Origin of the sequence: Metabacillus sp. B2-18 (assembly GCF_021117275.1) — a bacterium.
Taxonomy (GTDB): domain Bacteria; phylum Bacillota; class Bacilli; order Bacillales; family Bacillaceae; genus Metabacillus.
Genome location: NZ_CP088245.1, coordinates 3,120,335 through 3,142,677, shown reverse-complemented (window position 1 = coordinate 3,142,677; position 22,343 = coordinate 3,120,335). Strand labels below are relative to the sequence as shown.

Here is a 22,343-nt window from a genome sequence, read left to right as displayed (position 1 = left end):
TGATTTGAAAAATAATCATTCCTTTAGATATGAATAGGGAGAAGAAAATGAGTAATAGATTAGATATCCTTGCAATTGGTGCTCATCCTGATGATGTTGAAATAGGTATGGGAGGCACTATTGCCAAGTATGCCAAAAACGGTTTAAAAATTGCAATATGTGACTTGACAAAAGCAGAGTTATCTTCCAATGGAACTGTAGCTATTCGTCAAGAAGAAGCCAAAAAAGCTGGGAATATTTTAGGACTATCAGAGAGAATTCAGTTATCACTCCCTGATAGAGGTTTATATATGCTTGATTCATCAATTAAAGAGATCGTAACTGTTATTAGAAAATATAAGCCAAAGGTAGTCTTTGCCCCATATTATGATGATCGTCACCCGGATCATGGTCATTGCTCTCGGCTTGTTGAAGAGGCAGTTTTTTCAGCTGGAATTAAAAATTATCAAGATCTTTTAGGACAGTCGTCTCATCGCGTAAAGAATATGTATTTTTATATGATCAATGGATTTCATAATCCTGATTTTGTTATTAACATATCAGAAACAATTGAACAAAAAATAGCAAGCTTAAAAGCATATTCCAGTCAATTTGAAAAAGTTCAAGGTTCAACAGAAACACCCCTTACAAATGGCTATATAGAAGCTGTTGAAAGTAGAGAAAGATTATATGGAAAAGAGGTTGGTGTAATGTACGCAGAAGGATTTATGACGAAAAAACCAATCTTACTTTCAAAGGATTTAATAGGTGATAACGAATGAAACAAAAATTGAAAATAGGAATTACTTGTTACCCTTCTGTTGGAGGTTCTGGTGTTGTTGCTACCGAGCTAGGAAAGCTCTTAGCTGAAAGAGGTCATGAAATTCACTTTATCACCTCAAGCTTACCATTTCGGTTAAATAAAGTGTATTGCAATATCACATTTCACGAGGTGGAAGTAAATCAATATTCGGTATTTAAATACCCTCCATACGACTTGGCCTTGGCAAGTAAAATGGCTGAAGTTGCAAACCGTGAAGATCTTGATATATTACATGTGCATTATGCAATTCCACATGCAATTTGTGCTTACTTAGCTAAGCAAATGGTTAACAAAGATTTGAAAATAGTTACAACACTTCATGGTACAGATATTACTGTTTTAGGCTATGATCAATCGCTTGCAGATATGATACGTTTTGGAATAGAGTCATCAGACCGAGTAACAGCTGTATCTAATGCACTCGTTCAACAAACATATGAACTACTTCAACCGAAGAAAGAAATAGAAACAGTATACAACTTTATCGATGATCGTGTTTACTATAAAAAGGATTCCTCTTATCTAAAGGAAGAGTATGGGATCCTAGAGGAAGAGAAGGTTATTATTCATGTTTCAAACTTCAGAAAAGTGAAGCGTGTTCAAGATGTGATTTATTCTTTCCAGAAAATCCAAAGAAAAGTAACAGCAAAGCTTCTTTTAGTTGGTGATGGCCCAGAAATGTCTTTTGTAAGTAGGCTGGTTAGGGAATTAGGGTTATCTGAAAAAGTTCTTTTCTTGGGAAAACAAGATAGCTTGGAAGACTTATATTCAATTAGTGATCTTATTTTATTACTTTCTGAAAAGGAAAGTTTTGGTTTGGTTTTACTTGAAGCAATGGCATGTGGTGTTCCTAGTATTGGAACAAATGCTGGAGGAATTCCTGAAGTCATTAAAGAAGGTGAAACAGGATATATCTGTGAAGTAGGTGACATTGATACGGTTGCTTTTCACGCAATACATCTTTTGCTAAATAGTGAACTACATAAGTCTATGTCAGAAAACGCAAAAAATAGTGCAACACAATTATTTCATTCAGATAAGATTGTTACCCAATATGAATCAATTTACTATGAACTATTAAATGAAGGTGTAAAAAGTGGAGACCCCATTTTATGAAGCAAAACCCATATTAGAAAATTTACATAACTCAGACTTTGAGGCATTTTATGTTGGTGGAGCTGTACGTGATTACTTGCTAAAAAGAGAAATTGGAGATATTGACATTGCAACCTCAGCTAAGCCTGATGAAATTAAACAAATTTTCTCTAAAACGGTCGATGTTGGAGCAGAACATGGAACGATTATCGTGCTACATAATAATAAATCATTCGAAGTTACAACTTATAGAGCTGAAACAGGCTATGATGATTTTCGTAGGCCAAAATCTGTTTCATTTATATCTTCATTAAAAGAAGATTTAAGACGCAGGGATTTTACCATTAATGCGATGGCGATGGATATTGAGGGCACTATTTATGACTATTTTGATGGAAGAAAGCACTTAAAAGAAAAAGTAATAAAGACCGTTGATTCTCCGTCAGAAAGATTTTCTGAGGACGCACTTCGAATGCTTAGAGCGGTTCGTTTTGTTAGTCAATTAGGATTTACTTTATGTCAAGAGACAAAAGCAGCCTTAAAAGAGCTTGTTTATCTGTTAGATGCAATTTCAGTAGAAAGAAAAACAGTAGAAATTGAAAAGCTTTTTCAAGGTGCTCATTATAAAGCTGCCATACAGACACTACTTGATTGTCAGATGAATAACTATTTGCCTGGTATGACTGAAAAAGAGCAGCAGTTAAAAATTTTAGCATCTTTTCAGTTAGACTTTCTTTCAACAAGAGAAGACTTATGGACAATGATTACATATAAGGTCGAACCTCCCTCAGTAGAGAAATACTTAAGAAAATGGAAACTTCCGGTTAAGCTGATTAAAATAGTTGAAAAAAATATAAAATTTCTAATATTACTTCAACAAGAGAAATCATGGACAAGCTTGTTATTGTATGAAGCTGGATCTGACTGTGCACTCTCTGTTGAACGTATTCGCTCTATTATAGATGACCCGAATATGTTAAACGAGAATATTAATGCTGTTAAAAACTCACTCCATAGGCTGCCTATTCAAAATAAGAATCAATTAGATATTACAGGACATGAATTAATTAAAATCATGAAAAAGAAACCTGGTCCTTGGGTAGCAAAACTTATTTCAGAAATAGAAAGAGAAATTATACTAGATAAATTAGAAAATGAAAGGTCAGCAATAAAGGAGTGGGTATTAAAATGCAATCAGAACTTCGAACAAAATTACTAGAAGCTTTTTCAAATGCAGAGGGAGAATTCGTATCTGGACAAAAAATAAGTGAATATATTGGTTGCTCAAGAACAGCTGTTTGGAAACATATAGAAGAATTAAGAAAAGATGGATATGAGTTAGAAGCTGTAAGGCGTCTGGGATACCGCATCACAAAAAAACCGAACAAAATAAGCAGCAATGAAATTCAAATTGGATTAAAGACAAAAACATTAGGACGTCATGTTCATTTTGAAGAAACGGTTGCATCAACACAGAAGATTGCTCAAACATTGGCAGGTAATGGAGCTCCGGAAGGGACTATTGTTGTTGCTGACCAACAAACAAATGGAAGAGGCCGTATGGCAAGAGAATGGTACTCTCCAAGTGGTACAGGTATTTGGATGAGTTTGATTATTAGACCAAACATTCCTATTCATTCTACTCCGCAATTAACTCTCTTAACAGCTGTAGCTATCGTTCAAGCAATTGAAGAACTAACTCCGGTTAAGCCGGATATTAAATGGCCTAATGATATATTAATTAACGGGAAAAAAGTTGTGGGGATATTAACTGAACTGCAGGCGGAGGCAGATCAAGTTCACTCCGTAATTATTGGAACGGGTATTAATGTGAATCAAAAGGTTGAAGACTTTCCTGAGGAACTACAGCAGATTGCCACATCAATAGGAATTGAAACAGGAAAGCATTGGGAAAGAGCTCTATTTATTCAAACGATATTATTGAAATTTGAAGGGTTATATTCGTTATACCTTTCGCAGGGCTTTCATCCAATTAAGCTGTTATGGGAGGGCTATGCCATTAGTTTGAATAAAAAAATGGTGGCAAGGACTCTTAATGGGTCAGTAGAAGGGAAGGCAATTGGTATTGATCATAACGGTGTTCTACTAATTGAGACTAGTGATGGAAGTATTAAAGAAATTTATTCAGCTGATATTGAGTTGAAATAGACAGCTTAACCTGTGTGATTTGCTATGATAGATAACGATAGTAATTAGTAAAATTTTCTGCTATACTTTTTTTGGGTAGTATCTTATGAACTACACCTTGTGATAAAGAATAGTTTGTTGAAGACCTTTATTAATGTAAATAGTAATAATAAGGTCAAATAAAATTTTGAAAATTATCTGCCTTGATCCAAGAAGGACTAGGACAGAGGGATGAAACCGAACGAATAGTCTACAATCCTTCTATCTTTGTCGATATGAAGGATTTTTTATGTTTAATGATTGAGGTAAAACAAACCTATAACAATCATGATAAATTTAAAATCGGATATTTCATTCTCTCTCCTACCAATGCTTTCTCATTACGAACTACCCATTTATCATAAGTAATCCAATGTTGTCTTTATACAAGAATGGATTTACATGCTAAATCTGGAGGGGAAATTATGAAAACAAGACAAGATTTTATGAAAATGAAAGAAAAAAATGAACCAATCTCAATGCTGACGGCTTACGATTTTCCAAGTGCAAAACAAGCTGAAATCGCCGGAGTTGATATGATTCTTGTTGGAGATTCATTAGGAATGGTTGTGTTAGGGTATGACTCCACAATACCTGTTACTGTTAACGATATGATTCATCATACGAAAGCAGTAAAAAGAGGAGCAAAAGATACATTTGTTGTAACAGATATGCCGTTTATGTCTTATCACCTTTCAAAGGATGAATCTTTAAAAAACGCTGCAAGAATTATGCAGGAAGGTGGAGCAGATGCTGTAAAGGTAGAGGGTGCAGATGGTGTTACTCCTATAATTGAAGCGCTTACTTTTGGTGGAATACCAGTTGTTGCTCATCTTGGGTTAACACCTCAGTCAGTTAATGTCCTAGGGGGATACAAAGTTCAAGGAAAAGATGCAGAGGCAGCTCGAAAGCTAATTGAAGATGCTAAAAAATGTCAAGCTGCAGGGGCAATAGCTCTAGTTTTAGAATGTGTTCCACAGCAGTTAGCGCTTGAGATAACAAGATTACTTTCAATCCCAACAATTGGTATTGGTGCAGGGCGTCAAACGGACGGTCAAGTGTTAGTATATCATGATCTAGTAGGGTACGGTTCAGGTTATGTTCCGAAATTTGTAAAACAATATGCCTCTATAGCTGAAACAACGATATCTGCAATTTCACAATATGTTGCAGAGGTGAAAAGCAGAAGCTTTCCGGAGGAGAAACACTCCTTTAACATGAAGGAGGAAGAGCTACACAGCTTATATGGAGGAATAAAGAAATGAACATTGTCAGTACAATCCAGGAATTAAGAAATGAAATACGTTTATTTAAACAAGAAAATCTAACAATCGGTTTTGTACCAACAATGGGTTATTTACACGAAGGTCACTTAAAGCTTTTAGAAGAAGCAAGAAAAGAGAACGATATTGTCGTGTTAAGCATATTTGTTAATCCTCTACAATTTGGACCAAATGAAGATTTTGATTCGTACCCAAGAAATGCCGAAAGAGACCAGGAACTAGCAGAGCAGGCAGGTGTTGATCTTATCTTTACTCCACCTGTAAAAGAGATGTATCCTGATGAAACTGCTTATACGGTCATTGTTAAAAAGAGGATAGATGTATTATGTGGAAGATCAAGAACAGGACATTTTGATGGAGTTGCAACAGTTTTAACGAAATTATTTAACATGGTTCAACCTGACAGAGCTTATTTTGGCATGAAGGATGCCCAACAAGTAGCGGTTATAGACGGGTTGATAAGTGAGTTTAACTTTCCAATTGATTTAGTAGCTGTTCCGACAATTAGGGAAGAAGACGGATTAGCAAAAAGCTCACGTAATGTTAACTTAAATGATCGTGAAAGAAATGAAGCAACAGCTTTATATAAAAGCTTATGTGAAGCAAAGGAATTGATCTTAAATGGAGAACGAAGTAAACAAAAAGTAATTGAACTTGTTACTTCCATTATTTCAGCTAATACATCAGGAAAGATTGATTATATTGAAATCCTTAATTATCCAAAGCTAGAGGAAATTGAGGTACTTCATGGAAATATTATCATTGCTGTCGCTGTGAAGTTTACAAATGCAAGACTAATTGATAATATAACGATTGAAGTTTAATTGCTAAAATGAATAGCTCAGTTAGAGTGTGAAAATAGAGAGATAAATATATGAAATGAGGGAGAGCCAAATGTTTCGTACAATGTTAAATGCTAAAATACATCGTGCTCGTGTAACAGAGGCTAATTTAAATTACGTAGGTAGTATAACAATAGACGAAGACATTATCGATGCTGTCGGTATGGTTGCAAACGAAAAAGTGCAAATCGTTAATAATAACAACGGTGCACGATTTGAGACATATATCATTCCAGGTAAAAGAGGCAGTGGAGTTGTTTGTTTAAATGGTGCTGCTGCAAGGCTTGTTCAAGAAGGAGACATAGTTATTATTCTTACTTATACAATGGTACAAGAAGAGAAACTATCTACTCATCAACCGAAGATTGCTATTATGGATGAAAATAATAAAATTGTAGAAATTTTAGGTCAAGAACCAGCTGCAACAATTCTATAACAAAACAAAAAAGACCTGACTCAAAATGACTTTCAATATTTTTAACTTTTTCCATGAGAGAAGTCATTATATGAGTAGGTCTTTTTTATTTTATTGAAATACCCAAAAAAATGAATGTTATTAGCCTAGTATATTGTAAAGTTATTTAAAACTCGCACGTATTGGGGTAAACTAATAGTCAGCAAAGAGTATGAATAAGACGGTTTTACGTTTTTGAAATAAATTGAGGTGTTTTTTATGAAAGAACAACGTTATGTTGTGATCGATATAGAAACAACTGGTAATTCACCTAAAAAAGGGGACAAAATCATTCAAGTTGCTGCTGTAACAATTGAGAATGGCAAAATTGTTGATCGTTATATGAGCTTTGTTAATCCTATGCAAGAAATCCCACCTTTTATTGAACAACTAACAGGAATTTCAAATAATATGGTGGAAGGTGCTCCTACATTTGGTGAAATTGCCGAAGAACTACATAACATGTTATCTGATGCCTTTTTTGTCGCCCATAATGTCTATTTCGATTTGTCTTTTTTACAAGAAGAGTTTAAAAGTTATGGTTATTATTTTTCAGGGCCAGTTCTTGACACAGTGGAATTAACGAGAATGGCTTTTCCTACTGAAAAAAGCTATAAATTATCTGATCTAAGTGATGAATTTAATATGCTGCATGTTAATCCTCATCGAGCTGATAGTGATGCTGAAGCAACAGCATTATTATTATTACATATTTTTAAAAAGTTAAATGACTTGCCAACTATTACCATACAGCAGCTAATAAAACTGGCAGGCTCTTTTATAAGCGATGTAGAGGAAATACTTGAAGATTTTCTATCAAAGAAACTTCTAACGTTAAAAGAACAAGTAAATCCCAATGTAGAAATTGTTCGAACAATTGCGATCAAACAGCAAAATGACACTATGGAGCTGGGAGAAAAAAGGGTTGAATTAGAACATGATAACATTTTAAATATCTTTACTAAAGAACGGGAAAGCATCTCAAAAGTATTACCAACCTATCGTGTACGATCTGGGCAGCTTAAAATGATGAGTGAAGTATTGGACGCATTAACAACGCATCAACATAGTATCATTGAAGCTGGTACTGGAAGTGGAAAAACAATTGGATACCTTGTACCTGCTTTAATACACTCAATAAAAGAGAAAAGACCGTTAATTGTCAGCACACATACAAATCATTTACAAACGCAAATACTTGAAAAAGAAATTCCTTTTTTACTGAAGGTTTTACCGTTTCCTTTTACAGCAACGATATTAAAGGGGCAGCGCCATTATTTATGTTTGCAAAAGTTTGAACAATCACTAAAAGACTTAGATGATAATTATGACTTTATATTGACGAAGGCCCAAATATTAATTTGGTTAACACAAACAGAAACTGGTGATGTGGACGAGTTAAACCTTCCATCTGGTGGAAGAACATTATGGGAGAACCTACATGTAGACAATTCATCCTTCCATAATAACCCGTTCTCTTCGAAATGTTTCTATCAAACAGCAAGGGCAAAAGCATCAGAAGCGAATGTTATCATAACGAATCATGCAATGCTGCTATCTGATATTGAAAGAGAAGAAAAAATCTTGCCTGATTATCAGGAAGTTATAATTGATGAAGCACATCATTTTCAGCATGTAGCGACTGAACAACTTGGAATCAAATTACACTATTTAGAGCTTAACTACATGATGAATTCATTAGGATTTTTGAATACAAATGGTCTTTTAAAGAAATTTATTCAATGTCAGCAAAAGTTTCATCTTGAAAGCTCTGCTTTTTCACAAAAAATAGAGCAGAACCTAATGGAATTACAAGAAGAAACACAACAATTTTTTTCAGGTCTACACGCCTATGTTTTAAAAAGAAAAAAAGATTCATTATTAAATCGTACCTCTTACCGATTACAAACTGAAAAAGAAAACAATCGAACGTGGAACTCGATCCTAGAGTTAGCAAATAGAATTCAATTTATGATCCATGATCTTTTGAAGTTATTGGATAAAGAACTTGCAAAATTTAATGGGATCTCAACAAAAGAATTATCGATTACAGAGAAGCTAACAATTGAAAACGTAAGAAAAGTAATCGAAAAAATGAATGTGTATAAGAAAAATATTGAGTTTTTATTTTTTGGAGAATATGATTCGGTTGTTAAATGGATTGAAATTGAATCAAAAGGTGCTAAAAATGCGGTATATATTTACGCTCAGCCTGTACAAGTATCTGACTACTTAGCAGATAAGTTCTTTGCTAACGTACAAAGTGCAGTGCTTACTTCTGCCACTTTAACGGTAAAAAAATCATTCTCCTATTTCATTAATAATATTGGACTAACTGATTTTTTCCCGAAGCAGGTTGTACTAGAATCACCGTTTGACTATGAAAAACAAGTGAAATTGTTTGTTCCAACTGATATGCCGATTGTAAATGAGGTTTCTATAAAGGAATACTCAGAGGCGATTGCAGCACATATTGGAACTGTAGCTCAAATTTCCAATGGAAAAATGCTCGTTTTATTTACTTCTTATGAAATGTTGAGAAAAACGTATCAAATTGTAAAAGAAGATGTAACATTAGATGATTTTGCCATAATGGGGCAAGGAACAGGAAGTGGAAGTAGATCGAGACTAACGAAAAATTTCAAACAATTCGATAAGGCCATTTTGTTAGGGACAAGCAGCTTCTGGGAAGGAGTTGATTTCCCTGGAGAGGATCTAAAGGCTCTTATGATTGTTCGACTTCCATTTGCTTCACCGGATGACCCTGTTGTAGCTGCAACGAGTAAATATATGGAAGAGCAAGGTGCGAATGCTTTTTATGAATATTCACTGCCAGAGGCCATTCTAAGATTTAAACAGGGTTTAGGACGCTTAGTTAGACATGAAGATGATCGCGGTATTCTGTTTGTATTGGACAATCGTATTATTACATCAAGATATGGGAAAGATTTTTTAACATCAATTCCAACTATAGACATGGAGTCAAAACCAATGCATCATCTTACACATTCTATTGATAATTGGATCAACAACAAAAAGGGTGGCTGATTATACTAAATCAGCCACGAAGATTTGGTGTGAGCTAGGAGAAATTTATTTTCACGTTACTTAATGACACCTGTTATAATAAATCGTGGTTACAACAAGTAGATGTTGTTGTAATGTTATTGTATCCAGACTAGGCAGACATATAAGTTACAATATTTGTTTTTAAGTGGGAGGAAAAAAGCTTTGGAAAGTAAAATTGAAATTGTATCAACTGTAACTGTAGATCATTCTGATGATTTATATAAAATTGTTGACTTGCTGAATCGTACATTAAAAAGAAATGATTTAATGTTTGGTCTTGCTCTTGATCAGGAAGATAAATCAAAAGCAGTATTTACTATATACCGAACTTAAGAAAGGGTAAACGATATGGGAAGAAAAACTTGGATATTCATTGCTGTCTTCTCAGTAATCTTTATTGCAGCTGTATGGATCTTTACAGCAACATATCAGGCTGCAAGAGAACAATACACGAATGGTCATGAGCAGTCAAAGAAAAAAGCCATGGAGTCAGCGAATCTTTCGACGATAACGGAAATTACGACGTTTAATAGTGATAAACAATATCATGTATTAACAGGTGAAAAAGCTAATAATGAGGGTGTATATGTCTGGGTGTACAAAAAGGAAAAAGAAGATAAAATGTTAGTGAAAAAAAGGTCTTCAGGTATTACACTAGATGAAGCCATTAAGATAGTTAATAATGAATATGATCCATCAGAAATCATAAGTGTTCAGTTAGGTATGGATGAAGAAATACCCATTTGGGAAGTGAAGTACAAAGACAAATCTGATCGCTATACATTTGATTATGTGAATTTTTATGATGGTGAAATTATTAAACATATGGCATTAAAAACAAAAACTTCATCTTAATAAAGGTGTAGAAATAATCGGAAAGTTTCGGCTTATTTTGGAAACATTGCGACCATATTATAAAAAACGTATAATTAAATGATGAAGAAAAATACATAGTAAGTAGACATCGTAGCTGATGGAGGGAATTTATACGTGAAAACAACAATTGCAGAAGTTGGAAAATATGTTGGACAAGAAGTAACAATTGGAGCATGGCTTTCAAATAAACGCTCAAGCGGTAAAATTGCTTTTCTTCAATTAAGAGATGGTACAGGCTTTATTCAAGGCGTTGTAGTAAAGGCTGAGGTTGCAGAAGAGGTATTTCAAAATGCAAAGTCTATTACTCAGGAAACTTCTCTTTATGTATCTGGTATCGTTAAGGAAGATGAACGTTCTCCCTTTGGTTATGAATTAGGAGTTACAAATATTCGCGTTATTTCTGAATCTGTTGATTATCCTATAACACCAAAAGAGCATGGAACAGAATTTTTAATGGATCATCGTCATTTATGGCTTCGTTCAAAACGTCAGCATGCAGTAATGAAAATTAGAAACGAAATCATTAGATCAACATATGAGTTTTTTAATAAAGAAGGTTTTGTTAAAGTTGATCCTCCAATTCTAACAGGAAGTGCACCGGAAGGAACATCTGAATTATTCCATACAAAATACTTTGATGAGGATGCTTATTTATCTCAAAGTGGTCAATTATATATGGAAGCAGCAGCTATGGCGTTAGGAAAGGTATTTTCGTTTGGTCCTACGTTCCGAGCAGAAAAGTCAAAAACACGCCGCCATCTTATTGAATTTTGGATGATTGAGCCTGAAATGGCTTTTTATGAATTTGAAGATAATCTTCAAGTACAAGAAGCGTATGTATCATTTATTGCCCAGAGTGTTCTAGAAAATTGTTCTCTTGAACTTAATACATTAGGAAGAGATATATCTAAATTAGAAAAAATTAAGGCACCTTTCCCAAGAATTACGTATGATGATGCAATTAAGTTTCTTCAAGAAAAAGGATTTACAGATATTAAATGGGGAGACGATTTTGGTGCTCCGCATGAAACAGCAATTGCAGAAAGCTATGATAAACCTGTATTTATCACACATTATCCAACAAGCTTAAAACCTTTTTATATGCAACCAGACCCTAACCGTGAAGAGGTTGTGCTGTGTGCAGATTTAATTGCACCTGAAGGCTATGGTGAAATCATTGGTGGTTCTGAGCGTATTCATGACGAGCAGTTACTTAAACAACGCATAGAAGAGCATCAATTAGACGAACAAGCTTATGAATGGTATCTGCAGCTTAGAAAGTATGGTTCTGTACCACATTCTGGATTTGGCCTAGGTCTTGAGAGAACAGTAGCATGGTTAAGTGGAGTTGAACATGTTCGTGAAACAATTCCATTCCCTCGCTTATTAAACAGACTTTATCCATAAGAAGATAAAAAACTGACTCTATCTGAGTCGGTTTTTTCATTCTTATTGAATAAATACAATAAAATAAAGAAAGCTGTTGATTCCCTTATATGGCAAAAACAACCGAAGCTGATTTTATACAATGTAGTAACTTGTCATGGTATACTACACTAAGGTAAGGGGTGTGAATATGAATAAAGAACAATTCATTTTTCTCCAAGAAGCAGGACATGTTAGCATTCCGGCTATGCTTTTTAATTATTATGCAAAATTAGGCTTAAATGAACTTGAATTTATGCTTATTCTACAAGTGAAAAAATATAAGGAGAACGGGAACCAATTTCCTACTCCAACAGAACTATCTCAGAATATGTCTATTTCAACATCTGAATGTACTTCTATCTTAAGAACATTAATACAAAAAGGCTTCTTAATGATTGAAGAGAGTGAACAAGATACAATTTTATTTGAATATTATTCGCTTAAACCACTATGGGATAAGTTATACACATATTTAATTAATGAAAGCCAGAAAAAAGCTCAGGAACAAAATCAAAAAGAGGATGAGAGTTTATATACAATCTTCGAAAATGAATTCGGACGACCTCTATCTCCATTTGAGTGTGAAACTCTAGCTATCTGGATTGATCAAGACGATTATGACCCTGTTATTATTAAAGCCGCATTAAGAGAATCAGTTATGTCAGGAAAATTGAACTTTAGATATATTGATCGAATTCTGTTTGAGTGGAAAAAGAACGGAATTCGTACAATTGAGCAAGCACGAAACTATGCTAAAAAGTTCCGTCAAAATCAGGGCACTTCGTCAAAAACTCAAAGTAATCCAGAAAATTATGAAAGAAAAGTTCCCTTTTATAACTGGCTTGAGAGCTAAAATTTTAGCTCTTTTTCTTACGTTCTAGTGTTTTTGAATGAAAAAATTCAAGTAAAAAAGTAGGTGAGAAGATGTTAACAAAAGTTCAAATACGTGAATGTCTAGATACGATGACAGAGATGTTCCCTGACGCCCATTGTGAACTAATTCATGACAATCCTTTTGAATTAGTCATAGCGGTAGCATTATCTGCTCAATGTACTGATGCTTTAGTAAATAAAGTAACAAAAAATTTATTTCAAAAATATAAAAAACCTGAAGATTACCTTGCTGTCTCACTAGAGGAATTACAGTCAGACATCAGGTCAATTGGTTTATATCGAAATAAAGCTAAGAACATTCGTAAACTTTGTGAAACCTTGTTAGAACATTATAATGGAGAAGTGCCAAATGATCACACAGAATTAACCAAGTTAGCTGGAGTTGGAAGAAAAACAGCAAATGTTGTAATGTCAGTTGCATTTGGTGTTCCTGCAATTGCTGTTGATACACATGTAGAAAGGGTGAGTAAACGCCTGGGCATTTGCAGATGGAAGGATTCAGTATTAGAAGTGGAGAAGACTTTGATGAGAAAAATACCAAAAGAAGAATGGTCAGATACACATCATCGATTAATTTTCTTCGGAAGGTACCATTGTAAGGCTCAATCTCCACAATGTGAAATTTGTCCACTGCTCCATTTATGTAGAGAAGGGCAAAAAAGAATGAAAAAAGGAAAAGCTACACATGCAAAATAAAATGTACAAGATACCTGATGTTTTTCGAGGTAAACCTTTTTTTCAAAATCAAACACACTTTTATGAGCTATACAATGAAGTAAATGAAAAAATTTTGTTAGAAGAACCATTTTATTTTGACATGCTCTCCATACAACAAGCACAAGAAGTAGAGAATTTGCCTTGGAAACATCCGAAAGAATCTGTTCCGGTTTTGTTTAATGTTTGGAAACAAATGATGTTAAAGGCTAGGGAAGGATTTATGAAACGAGATAAAAGTGATTTGCAAAAGAAATCACTTTTAAAATGTTTATCACTTTATATTGTTTGTTTACATTGGATGAACAAAAGATCAGTTCAAGCAATTAAAGTTAATGCGATGAGTATAAATACTATGCTATTTAAACCGGTAAATTGTGAGGAGAGACTTCAATTTATAATCGATAACCCATATCAATATCATGCTTTTGTTCAGTTAGAGCAACTTTTTGCGGAACTGGAAAAATCATTTTACAAGGCTCTTGCAATGAATAAACTGTAGGAATTATTCGCTATGAAAACGGATAATTCCTTTTTTATTACATAAGAAAAGAACCGACCCAATGATCGGTTCTTTCGATATAGTCTATACAATTATTGTCCAGTGTTTTCAGTAGGAGGTACAGTTGTTTCTACATCAGGATTGGTTTGTTCGCCTTCTATATCCTGATCAGAGTCATCTTCACTCTCATCATCGTTATTATTTCCATTGCCATTCCCATTCCCATTTCCGTTACCATTCCCATTTCCATTACCGTTTTGCCCCCCGTTGCCATTCCCATTTCCATTACCTTCTTCAGAATCTTCATCTTCTTGTTGTTCATCCTCGTTTTGGCCTTCCTCGTCATCTCCTGGAAGTTCAGGTACGTCAACATCAGGTTCTGGTACCTGTAGTTGAGTGGCAGCGGCATCACTTCGATTATTACCACTAACTGCAACTACTTGGAAAGCATAAGTAGATCCTGGTGAAACATCTGCTATCTGATATGAAGTAGATGCTGATTGACTAACAACTACATATGCTCCTCCGTCAATAGACTGTCTTACTTCAAAGGATACATCATCTAATGCATCTTCATTATAACCCCAGTTTATGCTTATTGAATTTGTTACCTGGTCATAATTAATGTTTAAATCAGAAGGCTTATCGAGCTTTTCATATTTTTTAGAGACTTTTTTAGGTTCGAAGCCTTTTACATAATATTCATAAGCAATCTGATTAGAAGGAGTATAATCACTTGCAAGAACTTCGTCCATTGAGCCTTTTTCAACTGCTACTCGAACAACGCTGTTAGGTTGTTCGAAATCAGAAGTATCACCTTTAGCAACTTCTAAAAAGACCTCTCTAAACATTGCTCTTGCTAGTTTTTGATCACTTGAATCTAAATAAACCTTTTCGCTATCTGCTGATATATTGTATCCGGTCCAAACAGCTGCTGTGTAATTAGGATTATAACCTACAAACCATGCATCCTTTGCTGCACCAGAAGGCACATTATATTTTGCTTTGTCATCTTCACTAAAATTAGTTGTACCTGTTTTTCCAGCAATATTTACACCAGATATTTGAACAGACTTACCAGTTCCGTATTCAACAACAGACTTCATCATATCTGTGACCATAAATGCTGTATAATCACTCATTGCTGCCTCAGGCTCAGGTTCTAAGCTGATTTCAGTTCCATCACTTAAAACAATTTTCTTAACAGCATGTGGTTCAATATAAATTCCATTATTCCCGAATGCACTAAAAGCACCTGCCATTTGAAGAGGGGAGACTCCATCTCGGAATCCTCCAATTGCATAAGGCTCATAAATCTCATCAAGTGGAATGCCAAGGCCTTGAGCAAATTCCTTCGCTTTATCTAATCCAACTTCTTGTAATGCTTTTAAAGCTGGGATATTTCTTGAATCAGCTAATGCTTGTCGAATTGACATCTGCCCTTTGTAGGATCGATCCCAGTTATTAATTTTTGTTCCGTCACTATATGTGTATGGTTCATCTACGATTTGATGATGGGTAGACCATTTCTTATCTTCAATAACTGGTCCATAATCAAGTACCGGCTTAATTGTAGAACCAGGCTGACGTCTTGTATCTGTAGCATAATTATAACCGCCAACTGGTTGATCGCGTCCGCCGCCGATTGCCCGAATTTCTCCTGTCTGAGTATCTAGAAGTGTGATACCTGCTTGAAGTTCCTCATCAGGAAAGTCCATCACATCACCGTTTAAGACATTTTCTACAGCATCTTGTGCTTTTGGATCAAGTGTTGTATAGATTTCCAATCCTGCAGAACCAGCATCAAGGTCTGTTTTTTCTTTTACTTCTTCTATTACTTCTTCCACAAAGGCGTGATAAGGATTTGCTTTTTCTGTAGGTTCAACTACAGTGGATTGGACAGGAACCTGTTTCGCTTCCTCTGCCTCAGCTTCTGTAATAAATCCATGTTTTGCCATTAATGTTAAAACAATATTGCGTCGCTTTTCAGCTTTTTCCGGATTTGTTCTCGGATTATAGTTATTTGGACTCTGTGGAATTCCGGCAATCATAGCAGCTTCATGAAGCTCTAATTCACTTAATTCTTTACCATAGAATGATTCAGCTGCTTGAGCTACGCCGTATATATTACCAGGAAAGTAAATTTTGTTAAGATACATCTCAAGAATTTCTTGTTTTGAATATTTTTGTTCTAATTGAAATGCAAGCCATAATTCTTGTACTTTACGAGTAACTGTTTTATCTCTCGTTAATAAAGAGTTTTTGATTACTTGTTGTGTGATAGTACTACCACCCTCGGCACCAAAGCCTTCTTGAACGTTTGCAACAAATGCGCCACCTATACGAATAAAATCAACACCGCTGTGTTCATAAAACCGTGCATCCTCAGTTGCTAACACTGCATTTTCGAGTACTTTAGGTATATCATCATATGGGACGTAAGTTCTTTTTACTTGGCCAAACTCGGTAATTTCCTCACCATTCATATCATATATTTTTGATGAAAATGAATCTTTTAATTTTTTATCATCAAGTGGTGGAGCATCAGATACTATAACTGCAAATGTAATTCCTCCAGCAACCATTCCTACAATTCCTATTGCCAAAAGACTTAATAAAATTTTCTTCCATAGCCCTGGTTTATTTTTCTTTGTTTTTTTCTTAGTATTATTTTGAGACTGTTTTTTTCTTCGTTCTTCACGACTCTTATATTGTTCAGTCATGTAATTCCAACCTTTCATCTTAAGCTTTTAGAAAAAGCTTCCTGCTAAAATAAACTATTTTAAAATTAAAGTATCTTAAAAATATAGTTTATCTATAATCTTAAGATAGTCAATCCTTGCTTGATATCCAATAGGAATAATATGACCTTTATCTTTAATTTCCTCCATAGTAATCGACTTTCGACCACCATTTTCCTGTCGCTCCCAAAAAACCAGCAAATGCTTTGCATCAAGGTAATAAAAATCATTAAAAGCGGATAAAATGACAAAACAAACTCCATCTTGTTTTAATACACTTTTCATATGATCAATTTGATGTGAATGAAAATTTTGTAATGGAAAAGAAGTTTTGTTCTTTGTTTCCTTCGCTTCAAAATCTATATATTTCCCTCTGTAAATTCCATTATAGTCAGTTGTTGAGCTTTGTTTAAAGTACGCTTCTTTTATAACAGCTGCACTTCGTCGTGGATAATCTACGTTTACAATCTGAACAGGTGTTGGTTTTTTATGTATGACAGCTAATTGGTTTTCTAAATAGTATTTATTCGTTTCATTTAAGTCTTCTTCAAGAGTCATACCTCTGTTGCTATATACGATAGAAGGCTGTTGCTTTTGCTTAGTTGTATTCTTAGGCTGATAGGGCTTTCCGTTAGGATAACGAAAAATCATATTTTACCTCCTCTTCAAAACTACTTCTTATCATACCAAAAAAAATTGAAAAGGAATGATTAAAAAGTTTCAATTTTGTTAATGTGTGTACTTTGTGCTATTTAGGATACGCTAGTAATATGAGGTGTACCAATGTTTAATAAGTCTAAAACAAATAATATTAATATGGATCTTGATGAACAAAAATTAGTTTCAGAAATTTTACAAATAACAAAAACAAAAAATATTGATAATATTTCCAGAACCAAAGCATATGAAGAATTTTATTTTAAACATCCTGAGATAAAGTGGTCGTTTTTAGCTAGCATGGTTTCCAGAAATGCAGGTTGGAGTATGACAGACCTACAGGGTAGATGGTTTCGGAAAGCGTTAAATCAAGAAAAAAGAAGTCTGCTCTTTATGACATATGAAAGAGCAAATTGGACAATATTTTATGATGCTTTTCCTCAATTACTTATTTACCAATTATCAAAGAAAATAAACAAACCACTTTTTCACCTTTTATCACATTTTCAGGTTTCGAAATTTATGGAAAAAGAATGGTGGCTTTTTTGGGAAGAGCGTCAAAAAGATCGATTAATGACTGCTTTAATCATTAATGAACAAAATGTGATTCATCATCCCGTTATTATGAACGAAACATACAGACGACTAGTTTTCAAATCTGCCTCCTATAAATTTCAAGATCTTTTTCATTTTAGTACAGTTATTTTCCCAACTTTACAAGGAAAGTTATTTGGATTTTCTGTTTACAACTTTGAAAAGCTAACAAACCGAATTGAATTAGGAAAACGTTTAGGATGGCTTTTATTTGATTCGGGAATGGATCAACACTTTGTAAACTTTGCTAGAACAGTTCCACATACAGGTTCCAGATATGATTATGAAAAGTACTTTGCTGATAAAAGAAAACGAGAAACACCATTATTACGAACCGCTTATCCCATTATCCCTCATACATTAGACGGATTTAGAAAGGATTGGTTTCATGGTCAGAATACAAAACATTTGTTTAAGAGAAGAAAAATACCAAAAAACTATGAGATAACAGATTGGTTTAAGCATAAACAGGATCAACTTCACCTATTTACGGTTTTGCAGGAATATTGGAGAAATGGATGAAAAAAGAGCAAGGACCTTTTGTCCTTGCTACCTTAAGTATTTTGATAATGATGGTTTCCTGTGATCGTTTAAGTTGAAGGGCGATTCGGTCCATCCAGTTTTTTATCACTAGGAATGTTTGCTTTTTCTTGAGCAGTTTGTTGTTTATCTTTCGGTTTTTTAGCCATTATTAGCACCTCCTACTATTATTTTGCACGAAACCCATCATTTCCATTCAACACACAGGAAGTTGTCGAAAACTGTATTTTTTCATTTTCTTTGCCGAATGAAAACTAGTTTTGTCAGGTGTGAAGGGTATGGGAGAATGAGAGCGAATATTAGCTTTAAGAGGAGGGAGAATATTGAAAAATATCATTGAAAAAAGTGTGATCGAAGAGAAGTTAGAGGAGTTAGAACTAGAGCTAATGAAATTGGAACAAGAGCTGGATAACCGGATTTTATCTAAAAATATTGAAGAAGATTTGATGAAACAAGCGGTTCAGATTGATTGTCAATTATCAAATGTAATGTCAAAAGTCCCTACCAATCAAGAGACACCTTTGAAAAATGATAAATATCAGCATTATCCATTCCCTATCATTGCGACAAATTTATAAGGAGTTCTTATGTGCTTTATCCTGAGAGTTTTGATATGATAAGTTCGAGGTGAAAGCTTTGGAACTACTATTAATATCCTCTCAACAACTTCTTCAGCATTTAGAGGAATGCAAAAAGCGATTTGAACAATTAAACGAAAAACCTGAAAAAACAGAAGAATATTTTTATGACGATGTTAAACCAAATTTTGAACTGGTTATGAATAAAGCAAATGAATGGAAGCCTTTGGCCGTCAAGTGGGTCTCAGAATATAAACCTAAGTATATTCATCTTACTCAAATTGACTCAGCAATGGAGAATATTGAACAAGTTGTTCTTCAATCATTTTACAAAGACGTTAATAAGCAGCGTTTTCATAACCTTCATCATTCTGTTGAATATATTTTAAACGGAATGATCGAGCAAATGGATAGAAAGGACGCCTCCAAATAGGGACGTCCTTTTGTGTTTATAATGAATTTGTTATTAGTTAAAAGCCTTTTACTCCTCAACTTTTATACTAACAGGACGCTCCGTTTCAGTTCCAACGATTTCAATATCATACCCAACACGTTCTGTTTCTTTTCCAGCCACTTCTTGACCATGCTTTGGAATCGTCGGCTCATGTCCTTTTTCTTTATGATTAAAATGTTTTCCTCTAGCCAAAGTCAAAACCTCCTTTAATGTCTCATTTCTAATATGAGCAAAATTGTAACTCTTCATGTATCGATCAATATTTCAAGATGAATGGATAATATTAGAAATTATCACCTTATAGGCGTTTGAATCATATGATGTAATAACTTATGAAATAACTGAGAGGAGGTTCCATGGATGCAACAACAATATCCATATTTCAATAGGAGATCTCAAAGGAGAGATAATGAGTATTTTCAAACGTTTCCACCATATGGACAGCAAATGTCTGGTTACCAAAATCCATATAACAGTAATCCATATTCAAATCAGTCAGCAAATCCTTACTTTCAAGGGTATCAACCAGGCTTTCAACAATCTCACCAACAACCCTATGGAGGTGGTTATGGAGGAAGCATGAATGGTGGTGGATATATGAATAATCCATATCCAACTCCGTATCCCAAACCAATGCCACATTTTAAACAGCAGCAACCATCAGGTTTTCAAAATATACTTTCGCAATTCAAAAAATCTGACGGACAATTAGACTTTAACAAAATGATGGATACAGCCGGACAAATGATGAGCGCTGTCAACCAAATGGGGGGGCTTTTTAAAGGGGTAACATCAATGTTTAAATAATGTAAAAAAGACCCAGTTGTATGATCAACTGGGTCATTACTGCTTATATTCATTTGTTCTCTTTTTGATAGTGCTGTGCTAGAAGCTGCTTTACTTCATTATATGATAAACCCGACTGTGCATTTAGACGCTTGACCTCTTCAACATCTGTATTAGAATATTTTTTTGTGCTAAAAGGTTTCATTGATTTCAGTTTCTCCATGGTTATTTTCCAGTCTTTCTTTTCTTACTTTTAATGCATAATTTGCTGTTTGAAGATTTGAGATGGCTATCGAGTTTTCAGGACAAGCAAATTCACCATTTTGATGAGATTTAAGCTTGTCAACAAGAACACTGATAACATCTTCAACTTGACAACCATTTACGCCTTCACGGTCAATGGCACCTGTTTGGAATTTAATGTTGATGTAATGATTGCTGTTTCTGTTCATAAGAGCCTCCAATGATCTTCTATATTAACTGTTCATAAACCTCATTTAATTGATTTCCGCGTATAAAGTCTTGTTCGTCAAAGGCGTATTTTATTTCATCAGGAAGGATGTTATTTAGGAATTGAACTTCATCATCTTCAAGTGTTAATACGAAGTCCTTTTCACTCTCATACGAACCTTTTTCCAACTTTTGATAAATTCTATGACATACTGAACTTCTGTCATAGTTCGATAAAGCTTCTCGCAAATATCCTAAAGTAAAATCCATTTTCATCATTCCTTAAAAAAGTTTTTAAATTCTTCAGAGTTAGCTGTGTTCTTATTTGAATATGGATTGTCCATTGACACATCCTCTTGATCTAAATTAGTTTTAATGACAATGGAAGGAGAAGACGATGCTTCGGCGATAATGCGATCATTTAACTCTTTAAAATCAGGTAGTTGTTGATTTTTTTTCGTCATTTATAAACACCTCCACTCTTATTGTTTCTAATCAACCGTAATAATTTCTCGTAAATTTTTGGTTTTTCTTTGGGTAAACTTTTGAAAATAAAGTCATTATAAAAGAGAGGTGATAAAGGTGAAGCAAAATAAAAGAGGAAGTAAAGCGGAAGTTACTGCATCAGCAAAAGATTTAGCAAAGGATACTACACCTGAAGAGAATCCAAAGTATGGAAGTAAATCACACAAAAATAGTTAAGGTCATCAAGACCTTAACTCATGATTATTTTGTATCATCTTCTATTAAAATTTGCTTTGTTTTCTTAGGAATTGTAACAAGTAATGAACCGTTTTTATAGGTAGTTTTTATTTCATGTTCTTTAACAGGATATGGTAGGAGAATTGTTTTTGACAGGCTATCTAACGATGTATAATTTCTAAATGTTGAAGCATGTTCATTATATTCTTTAATTTCCTCACGATTTGTAATAGAAATTGTTAAATATTGATCATAAAGCTCAAGTTTTATCTGTTCCTTTTTGACAGGAGGAATTTTTAAATCAATAACACATTTATTGTCTGTTTCATAAGTGTTTACGTGGATAGCCTTATGCGGAAAAGCTCCCTCAAACATAGAATCAAATTCATTCATAAATTGCCTTAATGGCTCTGATCGAAAAAAATGATCAACAATTTGGAAAAAATCCAGCTGTTCTAGAGGCTGCTCATTTTCATTATTTCTATTTAATTCATTTTTCTTTCTCATCAATACTCCTCCTTACCACATGTGATGACAGAGTATTATATGAAAAGGGAATTAGAAACGTTATTTCTAGAATGTAATTATTTACCTTTTTTAAGTTATTAAAAAATTAGTTAACAGTTAGAAATATATAATTTCAAATCAATACCACTTTTATTCCGAACGTTTATTCGCTAAAATAGAAGTGAAGC

General features: G+C 34.1%; 27 protein-coding genes. 18 read left to right on the top strand and 9 right to left on the bottom strand.

The features are described 5' to 3' along the window. Nucleotides 1-47: 47 nt before the first annotated feature. The 14 genes from bshB1 to LPC09_RS15885 all read left to right on the top strand — a co-directional run bounded on the left by bshB1 (nucleotide 48) and on the right by LPC09_RS15885 (nucleotide 14,146). The gene (bshB1, locus tag LPC09_RS15950; RefSeq protein WP_231307766.1) at nucleotides 48-761 is read left to right on the top strand and encodes a bacillithiol biosynthesis deacetylase BshB1; all 714 of its coding nucleotides are present in this window, start codon (nucleotides 48-50) and stop codon (nucleotides 759-761) included. Next, complete coding sequence (gene bshA / locus LPC09_RS15945) at nucleotides 758-1,918, top strand: N-acetyl-alpha-D-glucosaminyl L-malate synthase BshA (RefSeq protein ID WP_231307765.1); 1,161 nt, start codon at nucleotides 758-760, stop codon at nucleotides 1,916-1,918. The genes bshB1 and bshA overlap by 4 nt, the downstream gene beginning before the upstream one ends. Continuing rightward, a complete protein-coding gene (locus tag LPC09_RS15940) occupies nucleotides 1,899-3,116 on the top strand; it encodes a CCA tRNA nucleotidyltransferase (protein ID WP_231307764.1) in 1,218 nt (405 codons plus the stop codon). Before bshA ends, LPC09_RS15940 begins: the two co-directional genes overlap by 20 nt. Beyond that, a complete protein-coding gene (locus LPC09_RS15935; protein WP_231307763.1) occupies nucleotides 3,086-4,066 on the top strand; it encodes a biotin--[acetyl-CoA-carboxylase] ligase in 981 nt (326 codons plus the stop codon). The genes LPC09_RS15940 and LPC09_RS15935 overlap by 31 nt, the downstream gene beginning before the upstream one ends. A gap of 443 nt (nucleotides 4,067-4,509) precedes the next feature. After that, entirely contained in the window at nucleotides 4,510-5,349 is an 840-nt protein-coding gene (gene panB, locus LPC09_RS15930; RefSeq protein WP_098796125.1) for a 3-methyl-2-oxobutanoate hydroxymethyltransferase, read from the top strand. After that, entirely contained in the window at nucleotides 5,346-6,191 is an 846-nt protein-coding gene (panC, locus tag LPC09_RS15925; protein ID WP_098796124.1) for a pantoate--beta-alanine ligase, read from the top strand. The genes panB and panC overlap by 4 nt, the downstream gene beginning before the upstream one ends. Nucleotides 6,192-6,261: 70 nt before the next feature. Then, nucleotides 6,262-6,645, top strand: a complete 384-nt coding sequence (gene panD, locus LPC09_RS15920; protein ID WP_098796123.1) for an aspartate 1-decarboxylase — start codon at nucleotides 6,262-6,264, stop codon at nucleotides 6,643-6,645. A gap of 237 nt (nucleotides 6,646-6,882) precedes the next feature. After that, the gene (gene dinG, locus LPC09_RS15915) at nucleotides 6,883-9,711 is read left to right on the top strand and encodes an ATP-dependent DNA helicase DinG (protein ID WP_098796122.1); all 2,829 of its coding nucleotides are present in this window, start codon (nucleotides 6,883-6,885) and stop codon (nucleotides 9,709-9,711) included. 183 nt (nucleotides 9,712-9,894) lie between these two features. Further along, nucleotides 9,895-10,065: a YpmA family protein gene (locus LPC09_RS15910; protein WP_078432809.1), complete on the top strand. Its 171-nt coding sequence runs from the start codon at nucleotides 9,895-9,897 to the stop codon at nucleotides 10,063-10,065. A 15-nt stretch (nucleotides 10,066-10,080) separates the two neighbouring features. Further along, on the top strand, nucleotides 10,081-10,587 hold the full coding sequence (locus LPC09_RS15905; protein WP_098796121.1) for a cell wall elongation regulator TseB-like domain-containing protein: 507 nt from the start codon (nucleotides 10,081-10,083) through the stop codon (nucleotides 10,585-10,587). A gap of 135 nt (nucleotides 10,588-10,722) precedes the next feature. Beyond that, nucleotides 10,723-12,015: an asparagine--tRNA ligase gene (gene asnS / locus LPC09_RS15900; RefSeq protein WP_098796120.1), complete on the top strand. Its 1,293-nt coding sequence runs from the start codon at nucleotides 10,723-10,725 to the stop codon at nucleotides 12,013-12,015. A 169-nt stretch (nucleotides 12,016-12,184) separates the two neighbouring features. Beyond that, a complete protein-coding gene (locus LPC09_RS15895) occupies nucleotides 12,185-12,889 on the top strand; it encodes a DnaD domain-containing protein (RefSeq protein ID WP_098796119.1) in 705 nt (234 codons plus the stop codon). Nucleotides 12,890-12,960: 71 nt separating this feature from the next. Continuing rightward, entirely contained in the window at nucleotides 12,961-13,626 is a 666-nt protein-coding gene (gene nth / locus LPC09_RS15890) for an endonuclease III (RefSeq protein ID WP_098796118.1), read from the top strand. Further along, the gene (locus tag LPC09_RS15885; RefSeq protein ID WP_098796117.1) at nucleotides 13,616-14,146 is read left to right on the top strand and encodes a YpoC family protein; all 531 of its coding nucleotides are present in this window, start codon (nucleotides 13,616-13,618) and stop codon (nucleotides 14,144-14,146) included. The genes nth and LPC09_RS15885 overlap by 11 nt, the downstream gene beginning before the upstream one ends. Nucleotides 14,147-14,238: 92 nt before the next feature. On the opposite strand, the gene LPC09_RS15880 is transcribed toward LPC09_RS15885, so the two are convergent. Further along, nucleotides 14,239-16,869 carry a penicillin-binding protein 1A gene (locus LPC09_RS15880; RefSeq protein WP_098796116.1) on the bottom strand — a complete coding sequence of 877 codons (2,631 nt, stop codon included), beginning with the start codon at nucleotides 16,867-16,869 and terminating at the stop codon, nucleotides 14,239-14,241. 75 nt (nucleotides 16,870-16,944) lie between these two features. Continuing rightward, a complete protein-coding gene (recU, locus tag LPC09_RS15875) occupies nucleotides 16,945-17,535 on the bottom strand; it encodes a Holliday junction resolvase RecU (RefSeq protein WP_269217442.1) in 591 nt (196 codons plus the stop codon). Between the two features lie 168 nt (nucleotides 17,536-17,703). Between recU and LPC09_RS15870 the strand changes: the two genes are divergently transcribed. Next, nucleotides 17,704-18,660, top strand: coding sequence for a DUF2515 family protein (locus LPC09_RS15870; RefSeq protein ID WP_331275813.1), 957 nt, complete (start codon nucleotides 17,704-17,706; stop codon nucleotides 18,658-18,660). A 68-nt stretch (nucleotides 18,661-18,728) separates the two neighbouring features. On the opposite strand, the gene LPC09_RS15865 is transcribed toward LPC09_RS15870, so the two are convergent. Beyond that, nucleotides 18,729-18,827, bottom strand: coding sequence for a spore protein (locus LPC09_RS15865; RefSeq protein ID WP_218975609.1), 99 nt, complete (start codon nucleotides 18,825-18,827; stop codon nucleotides 18,729-18,731). A 174-nt stretch (nucleotides 18,828-19,001) separates the two neighbouring features. On the opposite strand from LPC09_RS15865, the gene LPC09_RS15860 reads away from it, so the two are divergent. Together LPC09_RS15860 and LPC09_RS15855 are read left to right on the top strand one after the other, a co-directional pair. Then, complete coding sequence (locus LPC09_RS15860; RefSeq protein ID WP_121662556.1) at nucleotides 19,002-19,256, top strand: hypothetical protein; 255 nt, start codon at nucleotides 19,002-19,004, stop codon at nucleotides 19,254-19,256. Between the two features lie 58 nt (nucleotides 19,257-19,314). Further along, nucleotides 19,315-19,689 carry a DUF1798 family protein gene (locus LPC09_RS15855; RefSeq protein ID WP_162987403.1) on the top strand — a complete coding sequence of 125 codons (375 nt, stop codon included), beginning with the start codon at nucleotides 19,315-19,317 and terminating at the stop codon, nucleotides 19,687-19,689. Nucleotides 19,690-19,737: 48 nt separating this feature from the next. Here the strand turns inward: LPC09_RS15855 and LPC09_RS15850 are convergent, their stop codons facing one another. Beyond that, nucleotides 19,738-19,902: a hypothetical protein gene (locus tag LPC09_RS15850; protein ID WP_162987402.1), complete on the bottom strand. Its 165-nt coding sequence runs from the start codon at nucleotides 19,900-19,902 to the stop codon at nucleotides 19,738-19,740. Nucleotides 19,903-20,070: 168 nt separating this feature from the next. Here LPC09_RS15850 and LPC09_RS15845 point away from each other — a divergent pair, with 168 nt between their 5' ends. After that, nucleotides 20,071-20,517: a YppG family protein gene (locus LPC09_RS15845; protein ID WP_231307760.1), complete on the top strand. Its 447-nt coding sequence runs from the start codon at nucleotides 20,071-20,073 to the stop codon at nucleotides 20,515-20,517. Between the two features lie 49 nt (nucleotides 20,518-20,566). Here LPC09_RS15845 and LPC09_RS27410 read toward each other — a convergent pair whose 3' ends face one another. The 5 genes from LPC09_RS27410 to LPC09_RS15825 all read right to left on the bottom strand — a co-directional run bounded on the left by LPC09_RS27410 (nucleotide 20,567) and on the right by LPC09_RS15825 (nucleotide 22,155). Next, entirely contained in the window at nucleotides 20,567-20,701 is a 135-nt protein-coding gene (locus tag LPC09_RS27410; protein WP_269217396.1) for a hypothetical protein, read from the bottom strand. Then, nucleotides 20,688-20,948 (bottom strand): Acb2/Tad1 domain-containing protein, encoded by a 261-nt coding sequence (locus LPC09_RS15840; RefSeq protein ID WP_231307759.1) that lies wholly within the window; start codon nucleotides 20,946-20,948, stop codon nucleotides 20,688-20,690. The genes LPC09_RS27410 and LPC09_RS15840 overlap by 14 nt, the downstream gene beginning before the upstream one ends. 19 nt (nucleotides 20,949-20,967) lie before the next feature. After that, entirely contained in the window at nucleotides 20,968-21,216 is a 249-nt protein-coding gene (locus LPC09_RS15835; RefSeq protein ID WP_121662552.1) for a sigma-G-dependent sporulation-specific acid-soluble spore protein CsgA, read from the bottom strand. Between the two features lie 5 nt (nucleotides 21,217-21,221). Further along, nucleotides 21,222-21,410 (bottom strand): hypothetical protein, encoded by a 189-nt coding sequence (locus LPC09_RS15830; RefSeq protein WP_231307758.1) that lies wholly within the window; start codon nucleotides 21,408-21,410, stop codon nucleotides 21,222-21,224. A 262-nt stretch (nucleotides 21,411-21,672) separates the two neighbouring features. Next, nucleotides 21,673-22,155, bottom strand: a complete 483-nt coding sequence (locus tag LPC09_RS15825) for an Hsp20/alpha crystallin family protein (RefSeq protein WP_231307757.1) — start codon at nucleotides 22,153-22,155, stop codon at nucleotides 21,673-21,675. Between the last annotated feature and the right edge of the window lie 188 nt (nucleotides 22,156-22,343).